This window comes from Virgibacillus sp. NKC19-3 (genome assembly GCF_019837165.1).
Classification (GTDB): Bacteria; Bacillota; Bacilli; order Bacillales; family Amphibacillaceae; genus Virgibacillus_L; species Virgibacillus_L saliphilus.
Window position 1 is genome coordinate 3,158,454 of sequence record NZ_JAGYHC010000001.1, and the last position, 22,478, is coordinate 3,180,931.

Below are 22,478 nucleotides of genomic sequence, written 5' to 3' on the forward strand. Positions count from 1 at the left end.
CTATCAAAAACCTTCTATTTTATTTTTGCATACGTTGATTCGTATCGTTATAATGAAAATAAATCTAGTTCATCTTATGACGAAAAGGGGTTAGATCATGTATCGAAAAGTAAACGATTTTATACAAGATTGGTCAATGGCTTCTCAAGGTACCTTAAATGTGCTTGAATCACTTTCAGACGAAAAGTTGGACCAGGCAATCGTAGAGGGGCATAATACACTCGGCTGGTTGGGATGGCACGTCGCAACGGCACCTGCATTTTTTGCAGGATTGGTCGAACTAAATATAAACGATTCCGCTGATCCAAATAAAGTGCCACAGCAAGCAAGTGAGATTGTAGAACAATATAGAAAAATCTCCAATGCAATCAAACAAGAAGTAGAACAATTATCTGATGAAAAATTAGAAGAAAATGTGGATAATTTTGGTAACCCTACGCCTAGAGGTGCGCTGCTACGAACATTAATCGATCATCAAACGCATCATCGAGGACAAATGACCGTATTGCTTCGCCAAGCAGGATTGCCAGTACCAGGTGTGATGGGGCCAACAAAAGAAGATCAGGAGAACAACTAGCGTGAATACGAATTTCTAATATAAAAGACATAGGTTATGGAAGCCAATTGTTCTAGCATCAAGCTAAGACGACAATTGGCTTTTGTAATACATAAAACCCTAGGCATATTTTCCCTCCTATTCTCGTAATAAAAACCTTGCGTAGAAAGACCTTAGCTTTTTTAAAAAAAGTTATAAAATCGTAAAATGTGAAAAGCTGAACATCGTTTATTATCATTTATAATAGAAGTATAAGGTAATAAACTTCATTTTAATGATTTTAGTTACCTGGAAGGAGGAAATCAGGATGAAAAAGAGACAGATAATAGCACTTATCGCAGCTTTTATAGTGCTAATCATCATTTTATTACTTCCAAATCCGGAAACTTTACCAGTAGCAGGTCAACGCGCTTTGGCTGTATTAGCCTTTGCTATTATTTTATGGGTTACAGAAGCGGTAACTTATCCTGTAAGCGCTGTTATGATTGTAAGCCTATTAGCGATATTAATCGGTTTATCACCAACAATTGAGGATCCTTCTGTGACATACGGAACAAGTGAGGCTTTGAGTATGGCAATCGGTGGCTTTAGTTCAACTGCCGTACTATTAGTGGCAGGAGCACTTGTGCTTGCTGCAGCAATGGAAATCACCGGATTGCACCGGCGTATTGCATTATATATCCTATCTAAGGTAGGTATTCAGCCAGGACGGCTGGTTATCGGTACCATTATGGTCAGTTTTGTGCTAGCTTTATTTGTTCCAAGTGCTACAGCCCGTGCTGGTACCCTTGTGCCGATACTACTGGGAATTGTCGCTGCGTTTGGATTGGCTAAAGATAGTAAATTAGCTTCATTATTAATGATAACAGCTGTTCAGTCGATATCCATTTGGAATATAGGTATTAAAACCGCAGCAGCACAAAACATGGTAGCGATCGGATTTATAGAAACAGAATTTGGTGTTAACATTGCATGGGGGGAATGGTTTTTATATGCGGCTCCCTGGTCTATTCTAATGTCTATTCTATTATATATCGTCATGACAAGATTAATTAAACCTGATATTCCCGATATTTCAGAAGAAGACAGCCTTAAGAAACAATTAAACGATTTAGGTAAAATATCAAGCAAAGAAATTCGACTCATTGTTATTGCACTATTTTTACTCGTATTCTGGTCCACAGAAGGGGTTATACACCCATTTGACTCTACCACGATGATGATAATTGCTGTTGCAATAATGTTGACTCCAACCATTGGTATATTTAGCTGGAAAGAAGTTCAGCAAAAGGTACCATGGGGAACATTAATTGTTTTCGCTACAGGTATTTCGTTGGGGATGGTATTGTTAAATACGGAAGGGGCTTCTTGGTTATCCACCAATTCCTTTGAAGCAATGGGAATTAGCGATATGCCACTCATTCTTATGATTGCGCTATTGGCTTTATTTAACATTCTGATTCACCTGGGATTTGCTAGTGCAACTAGTCTGGCATCTGCTTTTATTCCAATTGTTATTGCATTAGTTGGAGCAATGGAACCAACATCGTTCAATGGAATCGGATTAGTTCTTATTATGCAATTTGTCATTAGCTTCGGCTTTTTATTACCCATTAACTCTCCACAAGGCATGCTTGCTTATGGGACAAATACATTTACTGCAAAAGACTTGTTAAAATCAGGTATTCCAATCACCGTTATCGGTTACCTGCTCATTATTTTATTCAGCGCAACATATTGGCAATGGGTTGGGTTATTGTAAAATTCTTTAAATTTTGTTCAGAACACATTCGATTTGGCACTACAACCCTTCCTGACAGGATTCGGTTGTGAAAAGTCATTTATCTTTAACAGCCGATCCATCCTCCATACTTCCTTTTTTCATAAATTTATATTATACTAATCTTTATGCGTCACGTGGTTCGAGACCCTCCCACGCAAAAAAACTAAGGAGATGTCAGAATGAATGCTCGCACTTTAGTCATAAACGGGTTGTTAGCAGCGCTATATATTGCTGTTTCGGTCGTTATTCAACCATTTGGATTTACGAATGTTCAATTTCGTATTCCCGAGATGTTTAACCATCTCATTGTGTTTAATAAAAAATACTTCTTCGGAATTATTGTGGGTGTATTTTTAACCAATTTATTATTTTCACCATTAGGTATTTATGATCTGCTATTTGGGGTTGCGCATTCGGCTATTTCATTGACCATTATCATATTACTGGCACGTTTTATTAAAAACACTTGGATTTTGCTGATTGCCAATACACTAGTATTTTCGTTCAATATGTTTATCATCGCATTTGAACTTAACTTGGCTTTGGAGTTGCCATTTCTATTTACATGGCTGACAACAGCCGCCGGAGAACTGATTGTTTTGGCTGTTGGAATCCCCATTATGTATGCATTAAATAAACGCGTGCGTTTCGATCAATTTATCTGATTCTGGGAAATATGGAGGGAGCAACTCCCTTGCCTCCCTCCCCTTACTTATTTTGCCTTGCAAGTTCTGTAATATAGTCGAAAAATGCATCCCGATTCACGTCATATACGAAATTAACAGCTCGACCTGTTTCGGCTATTTCTGTTTTTCCTTGACTCGCTCCATCTGCATGAACTCTGCTTCTCACTTCTTTTTTCTGTACGATATCTTCTTTTCCAATCGTAGCTGTTGTAAGAACATCCCATAAAAAGTAAGTCGAATTGGTTTGAAAATGAACGAGTGGTGGAACCATAGCATAACATTGACCTAGGAAATCAATTCCAATATCTTTTCGCTGCGACGCCCAGCTATTTCTTACATCTACTGTAAGTGGCACTTGATTCGTACTTTCCAGCGCAACCAAGTCAATGGTAATCGAACTATTCCAGACCCGCTCCACCGCCTTCGGATCCCAGAACGCATTCCATTCCGCTGTACCATCATGTTCCGGCTCTGCTACATTTCCATTTTCTAAAAATGTTCCACCCATCCAAACTAATTTCTCAATATTATTTTCGATGTCAGGCGCCTCTTCCAACGCTCGGGCTAAATCCGTTAACGGGCCTATAAATACTAATGTAACTTTTGTTTCACTTACACGAATAGCTTCGATCATATGTTGGTGGGACGGAAGTTTGGCTACCTTTGTTTGTATTGAACCTGATTCATTTAGAATGGGAAGAGCATCAACAAAAAAGGCATGCATGCGCCAATCCTTTGGAAATGGGTTTTTGCCACGGGATGTAGACGCAGCTACTTTGACTCCTTTTCCTTTTCCAAACCGGTCCACTATTTTACGACTTGCATGTACTGCAGGTTCCAAATAGCTGTCAGCTGGAGTGACCCCGACACCAAGTAAATCAACCTCTTCCATTTGTAATAATAAAAATAGAGAAACTAAATCATCTACACCACCATCATGATTTAAATAAACTTGTCTTTTCAATTGCACTCTCTCCTTCTGTATAAGTTGGAAAAGCATGAGGGCTTATTTTGATGGCCCCTTACTCCTTTCTAAATCCTTCCACTTCTTGTTTAGTAGGCATGCCGCCCTGGGCGCCAACTTTTGTCACGGAAAGAGCCGCTGCTGCATTCGCAAACTGAACCACTTCATCAATAGATAGTCCACTCCCCAGACGCGCAGCCAATGCTCCGTTAAATGTGTCACCCGCGCCGGTTGTATCTTTTACTTCTACATTGAACCCCGGTACATGATTGGTTCCATTGTTATAAAATTCCACCCCCTCATCGCCTTTTGTCACAATCAATTTTTCACGAATCGAATCAAAAAGCGGATCATTTTTCATTGCTTCTACTTCAATTTCATTTGGCGTAAAAAATGTACTTCCCGTTAATAATTCATCCGGCAATGACTGATATGGTGCAGGGTTTACGATAACTGGGATATCATATTCCCTTGCGATCTTCAGCGTACGCACCACCGTTTCTATTGGTATCTCTAATTGCATTAATACCACGTCGCTATGTTTAATCTGTTCCCGGTTCTTTTCTATTAATTCCGGTAGCACAGCATGATTGGCGCCTGGCGCAACAATGATTCGATTATCATTTTCAGACAAAATAATAGTTGCAATCCCGGTTGCTACCTCATGCATCATAGTGATTCCTTCAATACTAATTCCTTCATGTTTAAGATGATCCAATAGTGTGGTACCAAATGCATCATCCCCAACTGCGCCAATCATATTTACATCAGCTCCTACTCTAGCTGCCGCTACGGCTTGATTGGCACCTTTTCCACCCGGATATGTAGCAAAATTATCACCCAGAATCGTTTCCCCTTGATCCGGCATTTTCGTTGTAGATATTGTTAGGTCCATATTAATACTTCCAACGACACAAACCGTTGATGCTTTTTTCATATAATTACCTCTCCAAAATAGTTTGAAATATAGATATAAATTTGGCCCTAAATTCATTTACATCTGCATCTATACAGACGGAAACATTTCCATCATCCATATAGTTCGTTATGGTGCATCCTGCTGCTTCTCCTTCTGTTACCACATTTACATTTGCTCGTTTCACGTCGAAAAGATCTGGGCATGTTAAATAGATGATAGTACATACATCATGGATACTGATACTTCCATCGGAATAAGTATGCTTATAGTAATCAAGCATGTCATAAACCATTTTACCAGCATCACCAAGTCCGTTTAGCTTTTCAACATCCTCGTTGGTAACACTTGTTAAACGCGTCACATCCAAGCCACACATAATAATATGTATATCTGCATCAAAGACAATTTTTGCTGCATGTGGATCAGCAAATATATTAAATTCTGCTACTGGTGTTGCGTTACCACCCTCTACGGCTCCACCCATCAGTACAATTTCTTCCATATTGTTCAGTGTCTCCGGAAATGTCTTTAATAATAGGGCAATGTTGGTAAGCGGTCCAATCGCAACAAGTGTGACAGGCTCTAGGGAATACATAATATGATTTCTCAATGCGACAATAGCGTTCTCATTAGACAACAGAGCTTCATTCGCTTTCGCTTCAAACCGATATTCACCCACGCCGGTGCTTCCATGGACATGGGATGCGGTCCTAGGTTTGCGCACAAGGGGCTCACTAGCACCTTTTGCAACCGGAGTATCCTTTCCTAAAAAGGTCAGCAAATCAACCGCATTCTTTGTTGTATTTTCAATCCCCACATTTCCTCCAACGGTTGTTATTAACCTAACGTCCAGCTCTTCGGAAAATAAAGCAGCAGTAATTGCAACAACATCATCAATCCCAGGGTCTGTATCAATTATTATTGGCTTTTTCATTTGAATCCCTTTCCTATATTAATAAATATAAAAAGATATTGATCACACTTGTTATTTTACCATATACATAACAGCGATTACGAGCTATTCAGATTGCTTAAGAAGCCGCCTTAGATAAGATTGTATACCTTATGTAAACATGCCGTTTATTGTTATTCCCGTAAAAAGTGCAAGAAGTTTTCTATATTAGATGAGAGAAAGCCCTTCCCCTGATTACAAAGATAAATAATTACATCTTAAATTTACTTCAACGCTCCATGATCATTGTTTTCGTCCATAGATTTAATGTCCTCTTCATATGTAAAAAGTCATGTTTTGTCAAAAAAATTCCCGGGAATATAGTAGTAGTGGTTAGAAATACCACTAAATAACAAATCAATTGAGGTGATTAAGATGAGTAAGGTAGCTGTTATTACAGGTGGAGCTCAAGGAATTGGTAAAGCACTAGGAGAACGCCTGGGAAAAGATGGCTTTCATATTGTTATTAGTGATATGAATATAGATTTAGCTAATAAAACGGTGGAAGCATTTAAGAATAACAGTATAGACGCAATCGCTGTTCAAGGGGACATCTCAAAACAAGATGATCAATTTCATGTTGTGGATCAAGCAGTGAAACAGTTTGGCTCCGTCGATGTCTTTATTAACAATGCAGGGATTGATCAAGTCGAGGCTGTAGAAGATATAACACCGAATAATCTGGAGAAGATATTCAATGTTAACGTATTTGGTACTGTCTATGGGATTCAAGCAGCGACCAAACAGATGAAAAAACAAGAAAACGGTGGAAAAATCATTAATGCCTGCAGTATTGCCGGTAAAACGGCTTTTCAATTATTAGGCGCTTATTCCGCTACCAAATTTGCTGTTCGTGGACTTACACAAGTCGCATCACAAGAACTAGCCCAATTCAACATTACGGTTAATGCCTATTGTCCTGGGATTGTTGGAACTGACATGTGGGACCGTATTGATGCTGGAATGGTTGACTATAAAGGCCAAAAACCCGGCGAGGCATGGCAAGAACAAGTGGACAATATCCCGCTTAAGCGTTCACAGACACCAGAAGATGTTGCTAAGCTAGTTTCATATTTAGCTTCTGAAGACGCTAACTATATGACAGGCCAAGCTATTAATATTGATGGTGGTATTGAAGTCCACTAATCCTTGAAAAGTATCCATGAGGTATCTTTGGAAAAAGAGCCCCCTGGATACCATATCAAAAAAAGGCCATTTCTCTAATCGTGAAACAACCTTATCGCGCTTATTGCCAGTGGTTTCTTACTATTGAGTCTCCGTACCCTCCCATCTATTTCGTTTTCACTATCAGTAATGCGGATTTGCCATACGTAACCATTTTTTCATCACTTTTTATCAGCGAAGTCACCATGTCTCCATTTGTGATAACAACTGGTGAAATAATACTATCCGCCTTTACTTTAATTTGTCCCAGATCAAAGGTTATAAGTTTGTCACCAGCCTTTATATGATCCCCTTTTTTCACAAATCCTTCAAAGCCTTCTCCATGAAGAGCTACTGTTTCCAAACCAATATGAATTAAAACCTCCAGACCATTTGTGCTACGAATTCCAATGGCATGCTTGGTATGGAAAAATTGAATCACTTCTCCATCAATCGGAGCAACCACGATACCTTCTGTTGGCTCAATAGCAATCCCATCACCCATTAGTTTCTGACTGAACACGTCGTCTGGTACATCTTCCATTTTGATAACGTTCCCAGTAAACGGAGAGAGTATTGTTTCCGTTGTTTCTTTTTTTCGAAATATATTTTTCAACATTTTGTACCTCCATATACCGTAAAAGGCGAAAATGCATTTCGCCTTTTACCGTTTCGTTCAATTATTTAAATTCCGGCCAATAATCTTGATTCGCTTCGATTAAATCGTCAAGTACATTTTTAGCCACTGCTGCACTTGGTACAGTTTTGGAAAGCGTTAATGCTTGCCAGAACTTTTGATAGCTGCTCTCGATATACGCCTCGACCGCTAATTTTTCTACGGTTACTTGCTGATACATCAGTGCTCGCTCAAATTCCGGAATGTTGCCTTGACTCAATACCTCCGGACCATCCGAACCGATAAGACATGGAACCTCTACCATTGCATTATCATCAAAATTTGCGATTGCCCCATTATTTTCTACAATCATAAGCATTCTTTCATGTGTGTTGTACGCAATAGCTCGGGCCAAATCAACAATAAATGTTGCGTGACTGCCAATAGCAAATCCACTGCCTTCTGCTGTTCCTTTATCCGTGATATTTCTAGCAGTCGAGAATACTTCTTTTTCTCTTCCATCGATTACCTCATTTGCACGTGTATAGTTAGCATTTGAATGTTCAACAACAAAATCAGGGTAAAAATAATATTTTAAATACGTATTAGGTAAAAATCTAGGATCAATTGCTAAAAGATCTTTCGCCTTTTTATGCGTGTCTTGCCAGCTTTGATCCATGTGCTGTGTGTCAACCTCTGTTTGCGTAAGGTAACCATGTTCTGCAACATATTCACGGATTTGTGGTAAATATTCATGCCCTCCTTTATCTTTAACGCTTGTCCACCATCCAAAATGATTTAAACCAAAATAACGGACATCCAAATCTTTAGGATCCTTATCAATAATTTGTGACATTCTCCTCAATGTTCCAACGGGCATATCGCAAATATTCAACACTTGGGAATTGGGACGAAGTATGCGACAAGCTTCGGCTATAATAGCTGCAGGGTTTGAATAATTCAGCATCCAACAATCTGGTGAATACTTTTCCATCAGATCGATCATTTCCATCATTGGCCCTATACTACGCATTCCATAAGCAACTCCACCAGGTCCACAAGTTTCTTGCCCGACGACCCCATGTTTTAATGGGATCTTCTCATCTTTTTCACGCATATCGTATTTTCCAACGCGAATATGCGCGAAACAAAAATCTGCATTTGTAAATGCCTTCTCTGGGTCTGTCGTATAACAAAATTCAATGTCTGGCGCTTGCTCCTTTAATAAAATATCCAATGATTCGCCTAAAACATTTTGTCTGTCTGCATCATTATCATATAACGTTAGCTTTTGAATTGGGAAACGATCCAAATTGTCCAATAACATCATAACAATTCCTGGTGTATACGTACTTCCTCCACCTGCAATAACTACTGTGAACTCTTTCATATTAATCGTCCTTTCTTCACTTAATCTACTTCTTTTATTCCTAAATAATTATCTAGTTCTTTTCGAATGTTATTAACTTCCAACCCATATACGACTTGAACATTTTGATTTTTTACAATGACCCCATTTGCCCCGGTTTCGTTTTTTAATGTTAATTCATCTACTAAGTCAGGTTTATCCAGCGTGAGTCGTAATCGAGTATAACAATTGGTAACTGTTTTTATATTGTTAGCGCCACCCAAAGCATCGACAATCACACTTGCCATGCCTGAATCTGTTTGTGCTTCTGGCTCTTCCTCATTGTTTTTCTTCTTTTTATAATCTTTTTTGGAGTACATTTTCGTTTCTTCTTCTGCATCTTCACGACCAACCGTTTTGAAATTGAATTTCTTAATTAAAAAACGGAATGTGACATAATAGATAACAAAGAACAATAATCCCACTAAAATGTACATTGGCCAACTTGTCTTCTCAATTCCAAGAGGTACATTATACAATAAGAAGTCAATCATCCCATTTGGACCAATGGCACGAACATCCAGTATATTTAACATCACAAAGCTCAATCCGCTCAATGCTGCATGGACGACAAACAATAGTGGTGCTACAAACATAAAGGAGAACTCAATTGGTTCTGTTACACCAGCAATAAACGATGTGAAAGCTACCGGAATTAAAATCGCCTTTGCCTTTGCTTTGTTTTCAGGTTTTGCAGTATGATACATGGCTAAACATGCACCGATTAAACCGAACATTTTAGAAATACCACGTGCATCCCATATAACACTTTCCGATAAACGCGTTACACTTGGATCAGCAATTTCGGCGTAGTAAATATTTCTCGCACCTTCAAACACTTGATTCCCAACTTCTACAACGCCCCCTAAAGATGAGTATAAAAATGGCGTATAAACTAAATGATGCAAACCAGTCGGAATTAATAATCTTTCTAACATTCCATATAAGAACAAGCCAAAGTTTCCACTTCTCTGAATTAAGGAACCCAGACCATTAATGCCACTTTGGAAAAAAGGCCAAATATACGTGAGCGCAACTGCTAACAAAATAACTACTGGAATCAAAACAATAAAAACAAAGCGAGAACCACCATAAATCTGCAAAGCTCCCTTGAATTCCTTTTCAATAAATTTATTATGAATATAAGCAGTTATTAAACCGAGTATGATGCCCAGAAAAACACCCATATCCATAATTTGTACACCCATCACCAAAGTCTGTCCGGCATTTTGCATTGCTTCAGCTTCAGCCAGTAAACCATTCAGTTCCATAAATTGATTCATAGCATTAACGAATATAAGATAGCCTAACACTGCTGTAAATCCAGCTACAGCTTTTTCCTTTTTTGCTAAACCTACTGTTATACCTACACAAAATATCAATCCTAAATTACCGAGGATAGAAACCAAGGAGCCAGATAAAATAGTCCCAAACCCGGTTGTAATAGGATTATCTAAAAATGGAACGGTATCAAGTAATCTTTGGTTCGTAAATACATTTCCAAGAGCAATCAAAATACCTGCAATTGGTAGAATCAGCACAGGAATAAACATTGCCTTAGAAAATCTTTGCATTCCCTCCATTATTTTTTCCCTCATGATTGTCCCCCCATCTCTCGTTGGTGTGATTTATTTTCTCACGGGGATTTTCCCATGTAAATGCTTTCAGACATGATAAAAACGTGTTTCACAAGAAGAAACACGTTTCACAAAAATAAATTACTTTACAAGTTTTTTTTATCTACGCCCGTTCAAGGTACGTTTTCATGATGAATTCAAATACCATAAGCAATCTGGGAAAGAATATATTTGGGAGCATATTTCGATCATCTAATTTGCTATTATCAATGATTTTAAAATTCAAATCAGATAAATCAGCAATCCGATTACTCGTTTCTTTAGTGAAAGAAATAGTTGTAATTTCATGCTCTCTGGCAGCTTTTAACTTATCAATAACTTGTTGGGTTTCGCCAGACTTTGATATAGCAATTAGCACACCAATATCCTCTATATTATTCTCAAACACACCAACGGAATCTGTCCCGCTTGCATGTACAGTTTTTTTTCCTAATACTAGTAACTTTTTATACAAATATTCAGCAGCAATACCAGAAAAACCCGTTGCATAAATAAAAATGTAATTTTGATATAAATGTAAAACGGTTTGAATAAACCACTCTATGTCTTCCATTGTATTGTATTTAAAAAAATCCTGAGGAGCCATTTCCAAAAAATCCTCGGCCAACTCGTTTTGATTCTCTGTTGTTTTAACTAGAGGTAAAAGATTATAATACATATCAACAAAACCTGTATACCCAAGTTTTTTTGATAAGCGAATTACTGTAGCCGCAGATGTATAGTTATTTTCCGCAATTCGCCTAACACCTTGTTGTAAAACATTATCGATATTATCAATGATATAAGTAAAGACTTGAATGTCTATATCTGTCAAATTCTTGCCTTGAATAAATTTACTGATATCGATCAAATTGGGTCACTCCTTCAAAGGGGAAGTTATACATTCCATTCATATTGGTGGTAGTATTGGAGTCTAGTAAATACTAAGCACACCATTTCTCTAACAGTTAACCACCATATTCAGCATCCTATCATTCCCATCTATTCATACATCCCCTTCAAACTAGGATACATCTTCAAATACGTTTCATAGATTTCTTCATAAACCTCATGATTAAGCCTATTTGGTTCATACATTTTAGATTCAGCAGTTCTTAGAAATCGCTCTGAAAAAGCATAATAATGATCAACCCATCCAAGCTGCACAAAGGCAGATGCAGAGATACCCAATGCAGGCATATACTCACTGTCCGCTGGAACCCTTACCTGGAGACCGAGAATGTCCGCTAAGATTTGGCACCAAACAGCGCTTTTGGAGCCCCCTCCTATTAACGTCAGAACATCATTGTCCCCAAGGTCAATGATGAGATCCGTTAGTTGTTTGTAAGAGAAACATATACCTTCCATCACCGCTCTAGCCATATCGCTTTTGGAGGTTTTCGGTCCAATCCCCCAAAAGGCACCTTTTGCATCCGAATTCTGCATCGGACACCGCTCCCCGTGTATATAGGGGAGGAAAAATAACCCATTGCTTCCTACTGGTGCTTCTTTTACTAATTCTTCAAACGCACTATTCTTATCATCTGTGTCCTCACTTGCGAATGTCTCTACAGCCCATCCATGTACATTTCCCGCATTAAGTAGTGGAGCAATGCTGATTGTTAAATGTGGAACGATATGAGCTAAGTGAAACATGCCTTGTATATTTGGGCTAATGATTTCTTGCACCATTGCTGCCCATCCAGTTGTTCCAAGATAAAAATAAGTATCTCCTTGATGAACCGCCGCTACTCCCATCGCTGTTGCTCCCGCATCACCACTTCCGCATAAAACAGGTGTGGTTTGTAAGAACCCTGTTTCCTCCATAGCTGATGCAGATACATACCCGACTATTTCCTCGGAACCACATAAGTTTGGAAGCTTATTTGTATCAAGTCCGAATATTTCCATAATTACCGGTATCCATGCACGCGTATGTAGATTCATCATGCCAGTCGTTGCTGCAGTTGTTGGATCTGTGACGAACTTATTCGTCAATTTATAAATACCATAATCCTTTGAACTAAAAACAAAACATTGTGTGTTTTCCATGAGCTCTTCCCTATTTTCTTTCATCCAAAGTAACTTAGCTAACGGCGTGGATGAACGAATGATGTTCCCTGTTTCCGCTTGAATATTTGGCAACCTTTTCATAATGTACGCTGCTTCTTGCTCAAAACGGTTATCTGAATATAAAATAGCTTTTTGATTCGGATATGTTGGTGAAATCGAAATAATATCTTCCATTTGCCCCGTAAACGTAATTGCAACAACTTGCTTAGCTTCGATGTTTAATACGGACCACCACTTTTGTGTAATCTCTTTCATTCCTTCCCACCAATCAGCAGGGCATTGTTCCACTTCCCCATTTTTTCCATAATAGGTGTTCACACGCACACGATATTCTCCTATAATCGCAGCTTGCCCGTCAATTAAGACACCTTTCACAGCCGTCGTCCCAATATCAAAAACCGCAATATATTCTTTCAAACTCTCACCTCTTTCGTTTTTAAGCAAACATAAGGACGGTCATTTTTCTTTTGCACTGTCCACCGTACGTATATACGAAGCCCCTTATGATTCCTTCACATTTCTCTAAATTTATAAGATCTATTATACCAACTGCACGTTGAGATTGGAATGTCATTATCGCATTCTACCTAACATAGGAAATAGTGACCTCTGGAAAAGGTAATGGGATTTATGGTGGTGGGTCGGGGATGTTTTATTAATCGTAGATGCCATTCGCTTTAAGTATTAAATGTAAAAAGAAGCAAGAGAGTACTACTCTTGCTTCACTAATATACTAAACAAAGAAACTCAATACCGATGTAAATACAAAACCCATAATCCTGATAATAGCCACCTATTTCCTAGGGATCAATTAAAATCCCTAGGTATATCCGTTTTCCATGTTTTCCGGAACACTTCGTTATCATTTTCAAATGCTACTAAATTGTTCGTTAAATAAAACGTTGTTTCATCACTGGTCATTTCACTGAAACTTTTAAGCTTTGTCTGCCAGTCGTCTCGGCCGACTTTCAACTCCCATTCACACGAGACTTTGGCGGACAATGGATCATTCTCCTTGATCATAAACGTATTTTTATTCTTACTACCGTGCTCTACGCCATTCGTCAGCAGTTTTCTCTCCCCTTCATCCGAGTAATCTTCTAATTTCCATGCGCCTTGAACCAAATCATGTTTCAGTTCCCTTGTTCGTTTTTCCTCACGCAAAATTTTCTTATCAATCACTTGAGCTATTTCAGGAATTTGAAAATGGTCTCCAACTGTAACATCCTCTGGTTGTGCCTCTCTTACTGGCAAATCCATATACGTATCTTTTCCAGGATAAACAGTTAACGTAACTGGTTTTGGAGATGGCCATGCTTGCGGCCAATATGTTGGAGAAACTGCCACTTCCAGCTGATGGCTTTTTGGAATTTGTTGGCCCATTGCATCTAAAGAAACCACAATTTTATATTTTTTCCCTTTTTCTAGTTTCCCAGGAACTTCATGGGACTGTAGATGATTCAAATTTAACATTCCCCAGCTAATCAATGTAGAGTCCCCTGTTGGAGCCTTATCATTCAGGCGGACTGCTATCATTGCATTTTCCTGATCCGAAGAAATTTCTGCATGGAATACTGGTAGACCAAGTAATTCAACGGTTTCTTCCAGGGGGGGAGATGTAAACACAACGGATTTTGCATTTTCCAAACGCTGATCGGCAGGCAAATCTCCTGTTTCCCCAAATGGGCAGAACACGCCGGAATAAAATCCGTGTTCCTGTACGCTTGGAATAGAAATTACCGATTCCTGAACTGGTACCTTGTCCGTTAATTGCTGATTTTCCAACCATAATTTCCTTCCACGTACATTTTTAGATGGCCACGTTTCATCTCCTACCCATTTTCCTGGGCGTTTTTCATAGTTCACTTGTGGCAATTCACTATCCTGAATCCAGGAAATTAATTTCGGCTCGTCCATGATACCTGTATCTTTTCCTTTTAACCATTGATCCCACCAGCGCAAGCATTCTTGCAGAAATCCGATGTTTGGCTCTGGTGTGGCCACTTCCGGGTATTCATGCATCCACGGGCCAATTAAGCCCTTGCTTTCTTTTGGAAGATGCTCAAGGAGGCGAAATACCGCATTCGTATAACCATCCTGCCATCCGCTTACGGCGAATACCGGGATTTGGATATCGGAATAATCTTCACAAATGGACCCATGTTTCCAGTAATCATCCCGACGTTGATGTCTCGTCCATTCCTCAACAAAAGGCGGCGTGTTTTCCAGACGATCCAACCAGTTTTTTCGCCAACTTTCACCTACCACTGTAGGGTCTTGTGGTCTCGCGTTATATGCAAACATGGTTGATGACCACCAAAGCATGTCTGAAGCTAAAAGATTACCACCTCGATAATGAACATCATCAGCATACCGATCATCTGATGAGCATAGGGTGATAATCGTTTTCAATGCCGAATGCTGTTTTGCTGCAACTTGCAAACCATTGAATCCTCCCCATGACTTACCAATCATCCCAACTGCCCCTGTAGACCAAGGCTGCTTGGCAATCCAATCCAGCACTTCCAGGGCGTCATCCTGTTCCTGACTCAAGTATTCATCAACCAGAATCCCGTCTGAATCTCCTGAGCCCCGGATATCCACACGAATACTCGCATAGCCATGTCCTGCAAAATATGGATGTCTGATTGAATCACGAATAGCGGTAAAATCATTCTTCCGATATGGAAGATACTCTAATATTGCTGGTACAGGATTATCTTTTGCATCCTCCGGCAACCATATATCAGCCGCTAATTCAGCCCCGTCAGACATCGGAATTCTGATATGTTCAACCTTTTTAATGTCTCGTGGAAAGTTTTCTTTAATTCTGCGATATTCTGAATCTCTTACATTAAAAACCAATACTGTCAACCTTTCTATCAATTGATTTATCTATTAAACAGTCTGATGTGTTGTTTTCTTTTCTAATTTTCCAAGTATAAAATCTGCTAATAATGCTAAAATTGTTGCTGGAATAGCACCTGCATATATTTTTACCTCAGATTGTAAACTAATGCCAGAAATAATCTCTTTTCCAAGTCCGTCTGCACCGATATAAGGACCAATACAAGCAACTGCAACCGCAATAACCGAAGCTACTCGAAGCCCTGCCATCACAAATGGAAGAGATAGAGGGAATTGGATTTTTGATAATAACTGAAAAGCAGTCATACCAGATCCCCTCCCAGCTTCCAGAATACTTGGATCAACCTCTTTAATTCCAACATACGTATTACGCACAATCGGCATTAAGGAATAAAAGAACAACCCTACAACCATTGTTTCGAATCCCAAGCCGAGATACAGCATTAGAATTGCCAACATTGCGATACTCGGAATCAGCTGTAGAATATTGGTCAAGGAAATAATGACAGGTGCCAACCTTTCATATCTCGCTGCTAGAATGCCTAAAAGAATCCCAACGAGTAACGCCAGCGCCAATCCATAGACAACCATAATAATATGATCCATTGTCATACCTAGCAGTTCACCACTGTTTTCCATCATGTACTGACCTAATTCTATGAAAAAATTCAAATTCAATCACACCCTACTCTAGCAAGCCTTTTTCCTGTAAAAATTCTTTCGCTACTTCCTTTGTGCCTCGGTCTTTAATATCCACCTCGTGCATTAATTCCATCATTTCTTCTGTACTGACCATACCTACAGTTGAATCCAATACTTCGGACACTTCCGGATACGCATCAATCACATCATTGCGTGCAACAATTGACGCATCATATGGCGGAAAAAATTGCATATCATCTTCTAATAGTTGCAAATCATACTCCAAAATTTGCGGGTCAACCGTATATGCCGTAACAGCATCCAATTCCCCACTATTAATACCTTCATACATCAGGGCAACATCCATTCCATTTGCTTCAGAGAATGAATAACCGTAAGTTTCCTGATACGCATCATAACCGTCATTTGCCCTTTCGATCCAAGAGTTATCTGTACCTAGAATTAAATTGCCCGCATACGGCTCTAAATCGGACATCATTTCAATATTTTTTTCTTTTGCTAAATTATTCGAAATCGCAATACTATACTGATTTCTGAAGCCAATCGAGTCATACCACTTTATGTCATACGTTTCACCAAATAGTTCTTGTGCCTGTTCTATCGTTTTCTCCCCATCTGTTGAATATTCCACTTGTTCTTCATCAAAGTGATTATTATAAACCTCTCCAGAATATAGCGTTGCAAAGTCAAGCTCTTCCTGGTCAATGGCAGACATTACTTGCGGGCTTGCCGGAAGATCTTCTGTCATTTCCACTTCATGGATCGTCTGATCCTCCATCATCATAGTGACAATTTGTCCCATTATTTTCGCGTCTGTATTTTTTTGCGCACCATAATTAAAAATTTCTCCACCTTCTTCTGAGGTTTGGTTTCCGCATGCTGCTAAAAGCAGTACCAAACATGCAAAAACAATACCAACCACCATCTTTTTCATTGGTAAAACACTCCTTAAAAATTTATACGTTTGAATATCTTTTCTCAAATTTCCCAAATGCTAAATCAATCAACAAAGCAATCACAATGGCTAAGATAGTACCTGTAAAAATCATGTGTTTATCGTTATACCCAATACCAGCTAAAATCAGATCCCCTAATCCTCCTGCGCCGATTAGGGCGGCAAGGGTTGTCCAACTAATAATGTAAACCGTTGTCACACGAATTCCTGACATAATATAAGGTATAGCCGAGGGCAATTCGATTTTAATCAATCTCCCAAATGTACTGAAGCCCATTCCTTTTGCTGCTTCCACCATACTTTGATCAATGGACTCAATTCCTGCATATGTATTACGAAGTAATGGAAGTAACGCATACAGAAAAAGGGCAACAACAGCTGGAACAAACCCTATCCCGAAAAATGGGATCATAATCGCTAAAAGAGCAATAGTGGGAATTGTTTGGAATATATTCGCGATGTTAAAAATCAAGCTTTTCATTTTCTCGTTTTTCATCTTTGTCATCCAAATTGCAAGCGGGATGGTAAATACAATGGAAAGAAAAATGATTGTAAATGATATAAGCAAATGTTCCCACGTATATGTTACGATAGAATCCGCTTTGTCCTGCCAAAATTCAATGTAATCTATGACTAATTCCAACTTTGACCACCACTCTTGTGCTCGTAAAATTGATTTAGTAATTGATACATCTTGCTACGCTGAACGATACCTTCCACGCGCCCATCATCTGACAAAACTGGATAAATGGTAAAACGGCTTTCATTGAAACGGTGAATCAATTGGCCTGTCTCCATTTTCTGTTTTATAGGTTTAATCGAATCATCGATCAGTTCTCCCAATTTCATCTGCATATTGTTCAATGTGTGATACAAACCTAGCATGCCTATAAATTTGCCCTTTTCATCCACTACTGGAATTTCCGTAAATTCACAATCTACCATTAACTCAACTGCTTTTTTCACTGACTGGCTTAGAGTTACTGTAGGTGCATTTTTCTCCACAAAGTCACTAAGCGATGGCAACATACTTCCAAGTCTGTCCTCACCAATAAATTCTTTCACAAAATCATTTACCGGATTCGTCAAAATTTCTTTAGGTGTTCCTTTTTGAACTATATGACCATCCTGCATCAAAATAATCTGATCCGCAATTTTTATCGCCTCATCCATATCATGCGTTACAAAAATAATGGTTTTATTGATTTCTTTTTGTAGTCGAACAAGTTCATCCTGTAATTGCTCCCTGCTAATCGGGTCGAGGGCACTAAATGGCTCGTCCATTAAAATAGTAGATGGTTCTGCCGCAAGAGCCCGAATCACACCAACCCGTTGTTGTTGACCACCACTTAGTTCAGATGGATAACGATGTCGATATTCATTTGGGGGGAGATCCACCATCTCAAGTAATTCATCCACCCGCTTTTTTATCCGTTCGTTATCCCATTTTAATAACTTGGGTACGGTAGCAATGTTTTTCGAGATACTCATATGCGGAAATAATCCAATATTTTGAATGACATATCCCATTTGTCTCCGTAATTCAATGGGATCAGTATCTTTTAAATTTTTTCCATTAATCATTATTTCTCCATCGGTATACGCTGTCAATCGATTCAATAATTTCATTGTTGTTGTTTTTCCACAGCCACTCGGACCGATCAAAACATTAATTTGTCCTTCCTCAAACGTCAAATCAATATTTTTCAACGCTTGAAATCCATCATCGTAAACCTTGCTAACTTTTTTCAAGCTTATCAAATTAGTTCCCCCTTCAGCTGAAGAATGAAAATACCCTCAATTATAGCTTAGTACACAAACAAATAGAAAACATTTTCATAATATGAACGTGTTCATAAATATTTCAAAATAATTACTACTGTACAATGGTAGTAGCTAAAATCCGTCCTTTATCTACATATCAATGTCATTGTAAACCAGCTTAACTTCGCTGCGCTTTGATGGAATGACTACACTCATTACGCTGTTAAAAACATAAAAAAGTGTTTTTTGAATCACCTCTTCTTTTGAATACTTTCTTCGCTGGTTTATAACCGAATTCATCATTCCTTTCCAAATAAGCAATGTCACATCGGAAATAAAATCCACATTTTTTTGTTCGATAAAGTCTTCATCAACTGCACTTTGGATATATAAAGCGCTTCGTTTCGAGAAACTCTGCTCCATGATAATCTCTCTAATTCCATCCGGAAGTCCAATTAAATCATTTTGGTAGACCTGGTAATAATGTTCTAACAATTCTTCTGGAAATCCCAGATTATCCATAAAAATTACAGAATAAATTTTTGGATTTTCAAAGGAATGTTTGCAAAAGCATTCCCAACTATACAGCCAGCTTTCTACCGTATTGTTCCCCTTTTCAAGGTAGTATGGCAATTCGTCCAAATAATCGGCAGTATACCTCATGGCAGTAAAGAACTTCAAGTGCGATAAGTCTTTAAAATAGTTATACACCGTTGAGCTAGTGAAACCTGCTTTATCAGCTATTTTACGAACTGCAAAATGATCAATACCATCCTCCTCAATAACTTCCGTTGCAGCATCAATAAAATAACGCCACATACGTGCCTGTTGGATTTCTTTATTATTTCGTCTCATTCGTTCACATCCTCACGCTTTATACACAAATCAAAAAGGGTATTTTTCACGAACACGTCTTCTTGAACAAGTTCATTTCGTGAACATGTTCATATTAACACAAAGAAAAAATCATGTTAAATCTGATTTGCAGTAGTTTTATAGAGTAAAATAGAGATATAGTAAAAAAATATAGCATTTAACAAAAAAGAAGAGCAATTATCGAAAAATAAACCTATTTATTAAATACAACATGGATTTTATAAAATGGAAGTCTATGTTATGAATATAATTAAAGCCATAAACAAAAAAATCCCCATTAGAAGTTTCTTGCATCTTCTAATGGGGAAGGAGCAAACTTAAAGTCATATGTTAAAAAGGTATTATATCTTTTCCAATATATTTGGTTTTCCCCTTGCATCGGTTTTTGCTTTTTTAATTGCATAGCCGATATTAAGAATACACCTACTAACCGGAATTCCAACCTCTTGTAACTAGTTAATCAAATATAATAACCGCTTTTCTCACTTTATCTGGATTCTTATGCACAAATTCAAATGCTTCCCTAACTTGATCCACATGAAATTTATGTGTTACTAGACCATGATGGGTTAATTTCTTCTTATTCATTAGATCTACTACTACAGCAAATTGATTGGTTTGTAGCCTTGAACCCACAATCGTTAATTCTTTTTTCGTAATTGCCTTTAAAGAAATAGAGGATGGCGTTGCACTAAACCCTAATGTAACAACATACCCAGCTGCAGATGCTACCTCCACACTTAATTCAAAGGTCTGTGGCGTGCCTACTGCATCAATTACGACGTTCGCACCTTCATCATTTGTGATGTCATTCATTTTTGCAATGCTATCTTCTTCAGAGGGATTTATTACATCATCCGCACCATTCACTTTGGCAAATTCCAAGCGCTCATTCGTGATATCCGAAATAATGACCGTTGCGCCGCGTAGCTTAGCCACTTTTAAAACGGCGATTCCAATTGGACCAGCCCCTTGTATAAAAACCACTTGGCCTTTCTGAACATTCCCTCTCCAAGTTGCCTGTGCTCCAATCGTATATGGTTCAGCCATAACTGCTTCATCCCACTCTATTTCGGTATTCACCTTATGGACTTTGCTTTCGGGAAGCACAACAAATTCCCTCATTCCGCCATCCTCATGAACACCAAATACCGTTACTTCCTTACATACATTTGGTCTACCAGATCTACAAGCATAACACACACCACAGTAATGAATAGGTTCGATAACAACGTGATCGCCAACCGATATTCCGCTTACGCTTGAGCCAACATCAACAATTTCCCCGGTTACTTCATGTCCAATTATTCTAGGGTAAGTCGCAAGTGGATTTGTTCCATTATAAATATGCATATCTGAACCACAAATACCAACACGCTTAATTTTCACTTTCACTTGATCCCCTTGATCTATCATGGGCTCATTCATATTTAATAACTCAATAACATGCGCCTTTGGAATCCTAACTGCTTTCATTTGAAACACCTCTAAAGAAATAATTTACAGGGAACACAGGATAACCCTATTTAACCATGTGCTCCCCTACAGGCTTACATTGATTTGATTTTCTTCCATACATCTGATTCAACAGGTATTCCTAACGTTGTATTTTCTTTTCTCGTAATCTTGGTTCTCTCTCCTGGATAATAGACCTCACTGTCATCTGAAACAGGAATCGAATTTTTTATGTCTTGGATCGTTTCGTTCATTCTTTTTTCCCATTCCTGACTATTTCCTAGTTTCGTTGGATCAATCGCGATAAATACTTGAGACAAAGCGAATTCATCTTCTCCTAATTTCCCAACGTCATGCGTCGTATTTCCATCTGATAACATAGAAGCAATTATATCAAGTACGATCGATAATCCCGATCCTTTCCAATAACCAACCGGCAAGACCCTCCATGTATCTTCTATTGCTTTGGGATCCTTCGTAAGATTTCCTTGAATATCAAAGCCTCCCGGAACAGGTAGATCTCTACCTTCCATTTTAAATTTTTCTATTTTACCATAGGAAAATTGAGACATAGCCATATCAACTACAACTGGACCATCTTTTCTTGGGAGGGATAGAATAATTGGGTTATTCCCAATCCTCCTATCTTTCGCATTCCAAGCTGGCATATTGGGCTGTGTATTCGTCCAACAGACTCCGATAAATCCGTTTTCTGCCGCCTGCCAACCATATTCCCCACCTCTCATCCAGTGATTTGTATTCTTCAAAGCAACACAGCCTATGCCATATTCCTGAGCCAGTTCCATTGACCGATTCATACATTGTTTTGCTGTTAAATTTCCTAGTGCTAAATTGCCGTCCCATCTTTCCAATGCGCCAAATGCACTGATTTTTTCTGGAACAGCATTCGGCTTTATATACCCTTTTTCAATATAGTCAATAACTCTAGGAAATCGATTGACACCATGGGAATAAATCCCGTCAAGACTATTATTCGTAAAGGATATGGCTGCTTCCCCTGCATCCTTCTCCGAAAATCCTTTTTCCATGAGCACGCTTTTGAATTCATTTTTCATTTCCTCATATGGTATCCTCACATGAATAACTCCTTTATAGGGCAATATATACTCCAACTGGTTGCATGTAATAGCCGAAGTATT

20 protein-coding genes and 1 riboswitch are annotated in these 22,478 nt (G+C 38.5%); of the genes, 4 read left to right on the forward strand and 16 right to left on the reverse strand.

Annotated features, from left to right (window positions below; genetic code table 11):
- The first annotated feature begins 97 nt into the window (after positions 1-97).
- The 3 genes from KFZ56_RS15205 (at position 98) to KFZ56_RS15215 (ending at position 3,004) form a co-directional block, all read left to right on the forward strand.
- Positions 98-577: a DinB family protein gene (locus tag KFZ56_RS15205; protein WP_222642820.1), complete on the forward strand. Its 480-nt coding sequence runs from the start codon at positions 98-100 to the stop codon at positions 575-577.
- Between the two features lie 286 nt (positions 578-863).
- The gene (locus KFZ56_RS15210; RefSeq protein ID WP_255585167.1) at positions 864-2,318 is read left to right on the forward strand and encodes a DASS family sodium-coupled anion symporter; all 1,455 of its coding nucleotides are present in this window, start codon (positions 864-866) and stop codon (positions 2,316-2,318) included.
- 149 nt (positions 2,319-2,467) lie between these two features.
- Positions 2,468-2,512: riboswitch (PreQ1 riboswitch) on the forward strand.
- 6 nt (positions 2,513-2,518) lie between these two features.
- A complete protein-coding gene (locus KFZ56_RS15215; RefSeq protein ID WP_222642823.1) occupies positions 2,519-3,004 on the forward strand; it encodes a QueT transporter family protein in 486 nt (161 codons plus the stop codon).
- Positions 3,005-3,047: 43 nt separating this feature from the next.
- Here KFZ56_RS15215 and KFZ56_RS15220 read toward each other — a convergent pair whose 3' ends face one another.
- Genes KFZ56_RS15220 through KFZ56_RS15230 form a run of 3 tightly spaced genes read right to left on the reverse strand, consistent with a single transcriptional unit; the run spans position 3,048 to position 5,842 of the window.
- Positions 3,048-3,989 (reverse strand): nucleoside hydrolase, encoded by a 942-nt coding sequence (locus KFZ56_RS15220; protein WP_222642825.1) that lies wholly within the window; start codon positions 3,987-3,989, stop codon positions 3,048-3,050.
- 58 nt (positions 3,990-4,047) lie between these two features.
- A complete protein-coding gene (gene rbsK / locus KFZ56_RS15225; protein WP_222642827.1) occupies positions 4,048-4,926 on the reverse strand; it encodes a ribokinase in 879 nt (292 codons plus the stop codon).
- Between the two features lie 4 nt (positions 4,927-4,930).
- Positions 4,931-5,842: a nucleoside hydrolase gene (locus KFZ56_RS15230; protein WP_222642829.1), complete on the reverse strand. Its 912-nt coding sequence runs from the start codon at positions 5,840-5,842 to the stop codon at positions 4,931-4,933.
- 393 nt (positions 5,843-6,235) lie between these two features.
- Here KFZ56_RS15230 and KFZ56_RS15235 point away from each other — a divergent pair, with 393 nt between their 5' ends.
- Positions 6,236-7,006, forward strand: a complete 771-nt coding sequence (locus KFZ56_RS15235) for an acetoin reductase (RefSeq protein WP_222642831.1) — start codon at positions 6,236-6,238, stop codon at positions 7,004-7,006.
- 145 nt (positions 7,007-7,151) lie between these two features.
- On the opposite strand, the gene KFZ56_RS15240 is transcribed toward KFZ56_RS15235, so the two are convergent.
- The 13 genes from KFZ56_RS15240 to yiaK form a co-directional block, all read right to left on the reverse strand.
- On the reverse strand, positions 7,152-7,640 hold the full coding sequence (locus KFZ56_RS15240) for a PTS sugar transporter subunit IIA (protein WP_375540704.1): 489 nt from the start codon (positions 7,638-7,640) through the stop codon (positions 7,152-7,154).
- Between the two features lie 64 nt (positions 7,641-7,704).
- Positions 7,705-9,030: a 6-phospho-alpha-glucosidase gene (locus KFZ56_RS15245; protein ID WP_255585168.1), complete on the reverse strand. Its 1,326-nt coding sequence runs from the start codon at positions 9,028-9,030 to the stop codon at positions 7,705-7,707.
- Between the two features lie 20 nt (positions 9,031-9,050).
- Positions 9,051-10,646, reverse strand: coding sequence for a PTS transporter subunit EIIC (locus KFZ56_RS15250; protein WP_222642834.1), 1,596 nt, complete (start codon positions 10,644-10,646; stop codon positions 9,051-9,053).
- Positions 10,647-10,788: 142 nt separating this feature from the next.
- Entirely contained in the window at positions 10,789-11,535 is a 747-nt protein-coding gene (locus KFZ56_RS15255) for a MurR/RpiR family transcriptional regulator (RefSeq protein ID WP_222642835.1), read from the reverse strand.
- 131 nt (positions 11,536-11,666) lie between these two features.
- Positions 11,667-13,154, reverse strand: a complete 1,488-nt coding sequence (locus tag KFZ56_RS15260; RefSeq protein WP_222642836.1) for a xylulokinase — start codon at positions 13,152-13,154, stop codon at positions 11,667-11,669.
- 390 nt (positions 13,155-13,544) lie between these two features.
- On the reverse strand, positions 13,545-15,602 hold the full coding sequence (locus tag KFZ56_RS15265; RefSeq protein WP_222642837.1) for a CocE/NonD family hydrolase: 2,058 nt from the start codon (positions 15,600-15,602) through the stop codon (positions 13,545-13,547).
- 33 nt (positions 15,603-15,635) lie between these two features.
- On the reverse strand, positions 15,636-16,277 hold the full coding sequence (locus KFZ56_RS15270; protein WP_222642838.1) for an ABC transporter permease: 642 nt from the start codon (positions 16,275-16,277) through the stop codon (positions 15,636-15,638).
- Positions 16,278-16,290: 13 nt separating this feature from the next.
- Entirely contained in the window at positions 16,291-17,202 is a 912-nt protein-coding gene (locus tag KFZ56_RS15275; RefSeq protein WP_222642839.1) for a glycine betaine ABC transporter substrate-binding protein, read from the reverse strand.
- Positions 17,203-17,224: 22 nt separating this feature from the next.
- Positions 17,225-17,866, reverse strand: a complete 642-nt coding sequence (locus tag KFZ56_RS15280; protein ID WP_222642840.1) for an ABC transporter permease — start codon at positions 17,864-17,866, stop codon at positions 17,225-17,227.
- Positions 17,857-18,984, reverse strand: a complete 1,128-nt coding sequence (locus KFZ56_RS15285) for a betaine/proline/choline family ABC transporter ATP-binding protein (protein WP_222642842.1) — start codon at positions 18,982-18,984, stop codon at positions 17,857-17,859. The genes KFZ56_RS15280 and KFZ56_RS15285 overlap by 10 nt, the downstream gene beginning before the upstream one ends.
- Before the next feature lie 153 nt (positions 18,985-19,137).
- A complete protein-coding gene (locus KFZ56_RS15290) occupies positions 19,138-19,842 on the reverse strand; it encodes a TetR/AcrR family transcriptional regulator (protein ID WP_222642844.1) in 705 nt (234 codons plus the stop codon).
- Positions 19,843-20,319: 477 nt separating this feature from the next.
- Positions 20,320-21,339 carry a zinc-binding alcohol dehydrogenase family protein gene (locus KFZ56_RS15295; RefSeq protein WP_222642845.1) on the reverse strand — a complete coding sequence of 340 codons (1,020 nt, stop codon included), beginning with the start codon at positions 21,337-21,339 and terminating at the stop codon, positions 20,320-20,322.
- 74 nt (positions 21,340-21,413) lie between these two features.
- Positions 21,414-22,415, reverse strand: coding sequence for a 3-dehydro-L-gulonate 2-dehydrogenase (yiaK, locus tag KFZ56_RS15300; protein ID WP_309228311.1), 1,002 nt, complete (start codon positions 22,413-22,415; stop codon positions 21,414-21,416).
- Positions 22,416-22,478 lie beyond the last annotated feature (63 nt).

What these genes read in the sequence shown, in the direction of transcription:
- KFZ56_RS15205 (WP_222642820.1), top strand. Translation starts at nt 98, where the DNA reads ATGTATCGAAAAGTAAACGATTTTATACAAGATTGGTCAATGGCTTCT.
- KFZ56_RS15210 (WP_255585167.1), top strand. Translation starts at nt 864, where the DNA reads ATGAAAAAGAGACAGATAATAGCACTTATCGCAGCTTTTATAGTGCTA.
- KFZ56_RS15215 (WP_222642823.1), top strand. Translation starts at nt 2,519, where the DNA reads ATGAATGCTCGCACTTTAGTCATAAACGGGTTGTTAGCAGCGCTATAT.
- rbsK (WP_222642827.1), bottom strand. Translation starts at nt 4,926, where the DNA reads ATGAAAAAAGCATCAACGGTTTGTGTCGTTGGAAGTATTAATATGGAC.
- KFZ56_RS15230 (WP_222642829.1), bottom strand. Translation starts at nt 5,842, where the DNA reads ATGAAAAAGCCAATAATAATTGATACAGACCCTGGGATTGATGATGTT.
- KFZ56_RS15235 (WP_222642831.1), top strand. Translation starts at nt 6,236, where the DNA reads ATGAGTAAGGTAGCTGTTATTACAGGTGGAGCTCAAGGAATTGGTAAA.
- KFZ56_RS15245 (WP_255585168.1), bottom strand. Translation starts at nt 9,030, where the DNA reads ATGAAAGAGTTCACAGTAGTTATTGCAGGTGGAGGAAGTACGTATACA.
- KFZ56_RS15250 (WP_222642834.1), bottom strand. Translation starts at nt 10,646, where the DNA reads ATGAGGGAAAAAATAATGGAGGGAATGCAAAGATTTTCTAAGGCAATG.
- KFZ56_RS15275 (WP_222642839.1), bottom strand. Translation starts at nt 17,202, where the DNA reads ATGAAAAAGATGGTGGTTGGTATTGTTTTTGCATGTTTGGTACTGCTT.
- KFZ56_RS15290 (WP_222642844.1), bottom strand. Translation starts at nt 19,842, where the DNA reads ATGAGACGAAATAATAAAGAAATCCAACAGGCACGTATGTGGCGTTAT.
- KFZ56_RS15295 (WP_222642845.1), bottom strand. Translation starts at nt 21,339, where the DNA reads ATGAAAGCAGTTAGGATTCCAAAGGCGCATGTTATTGAGTTATTAAAT.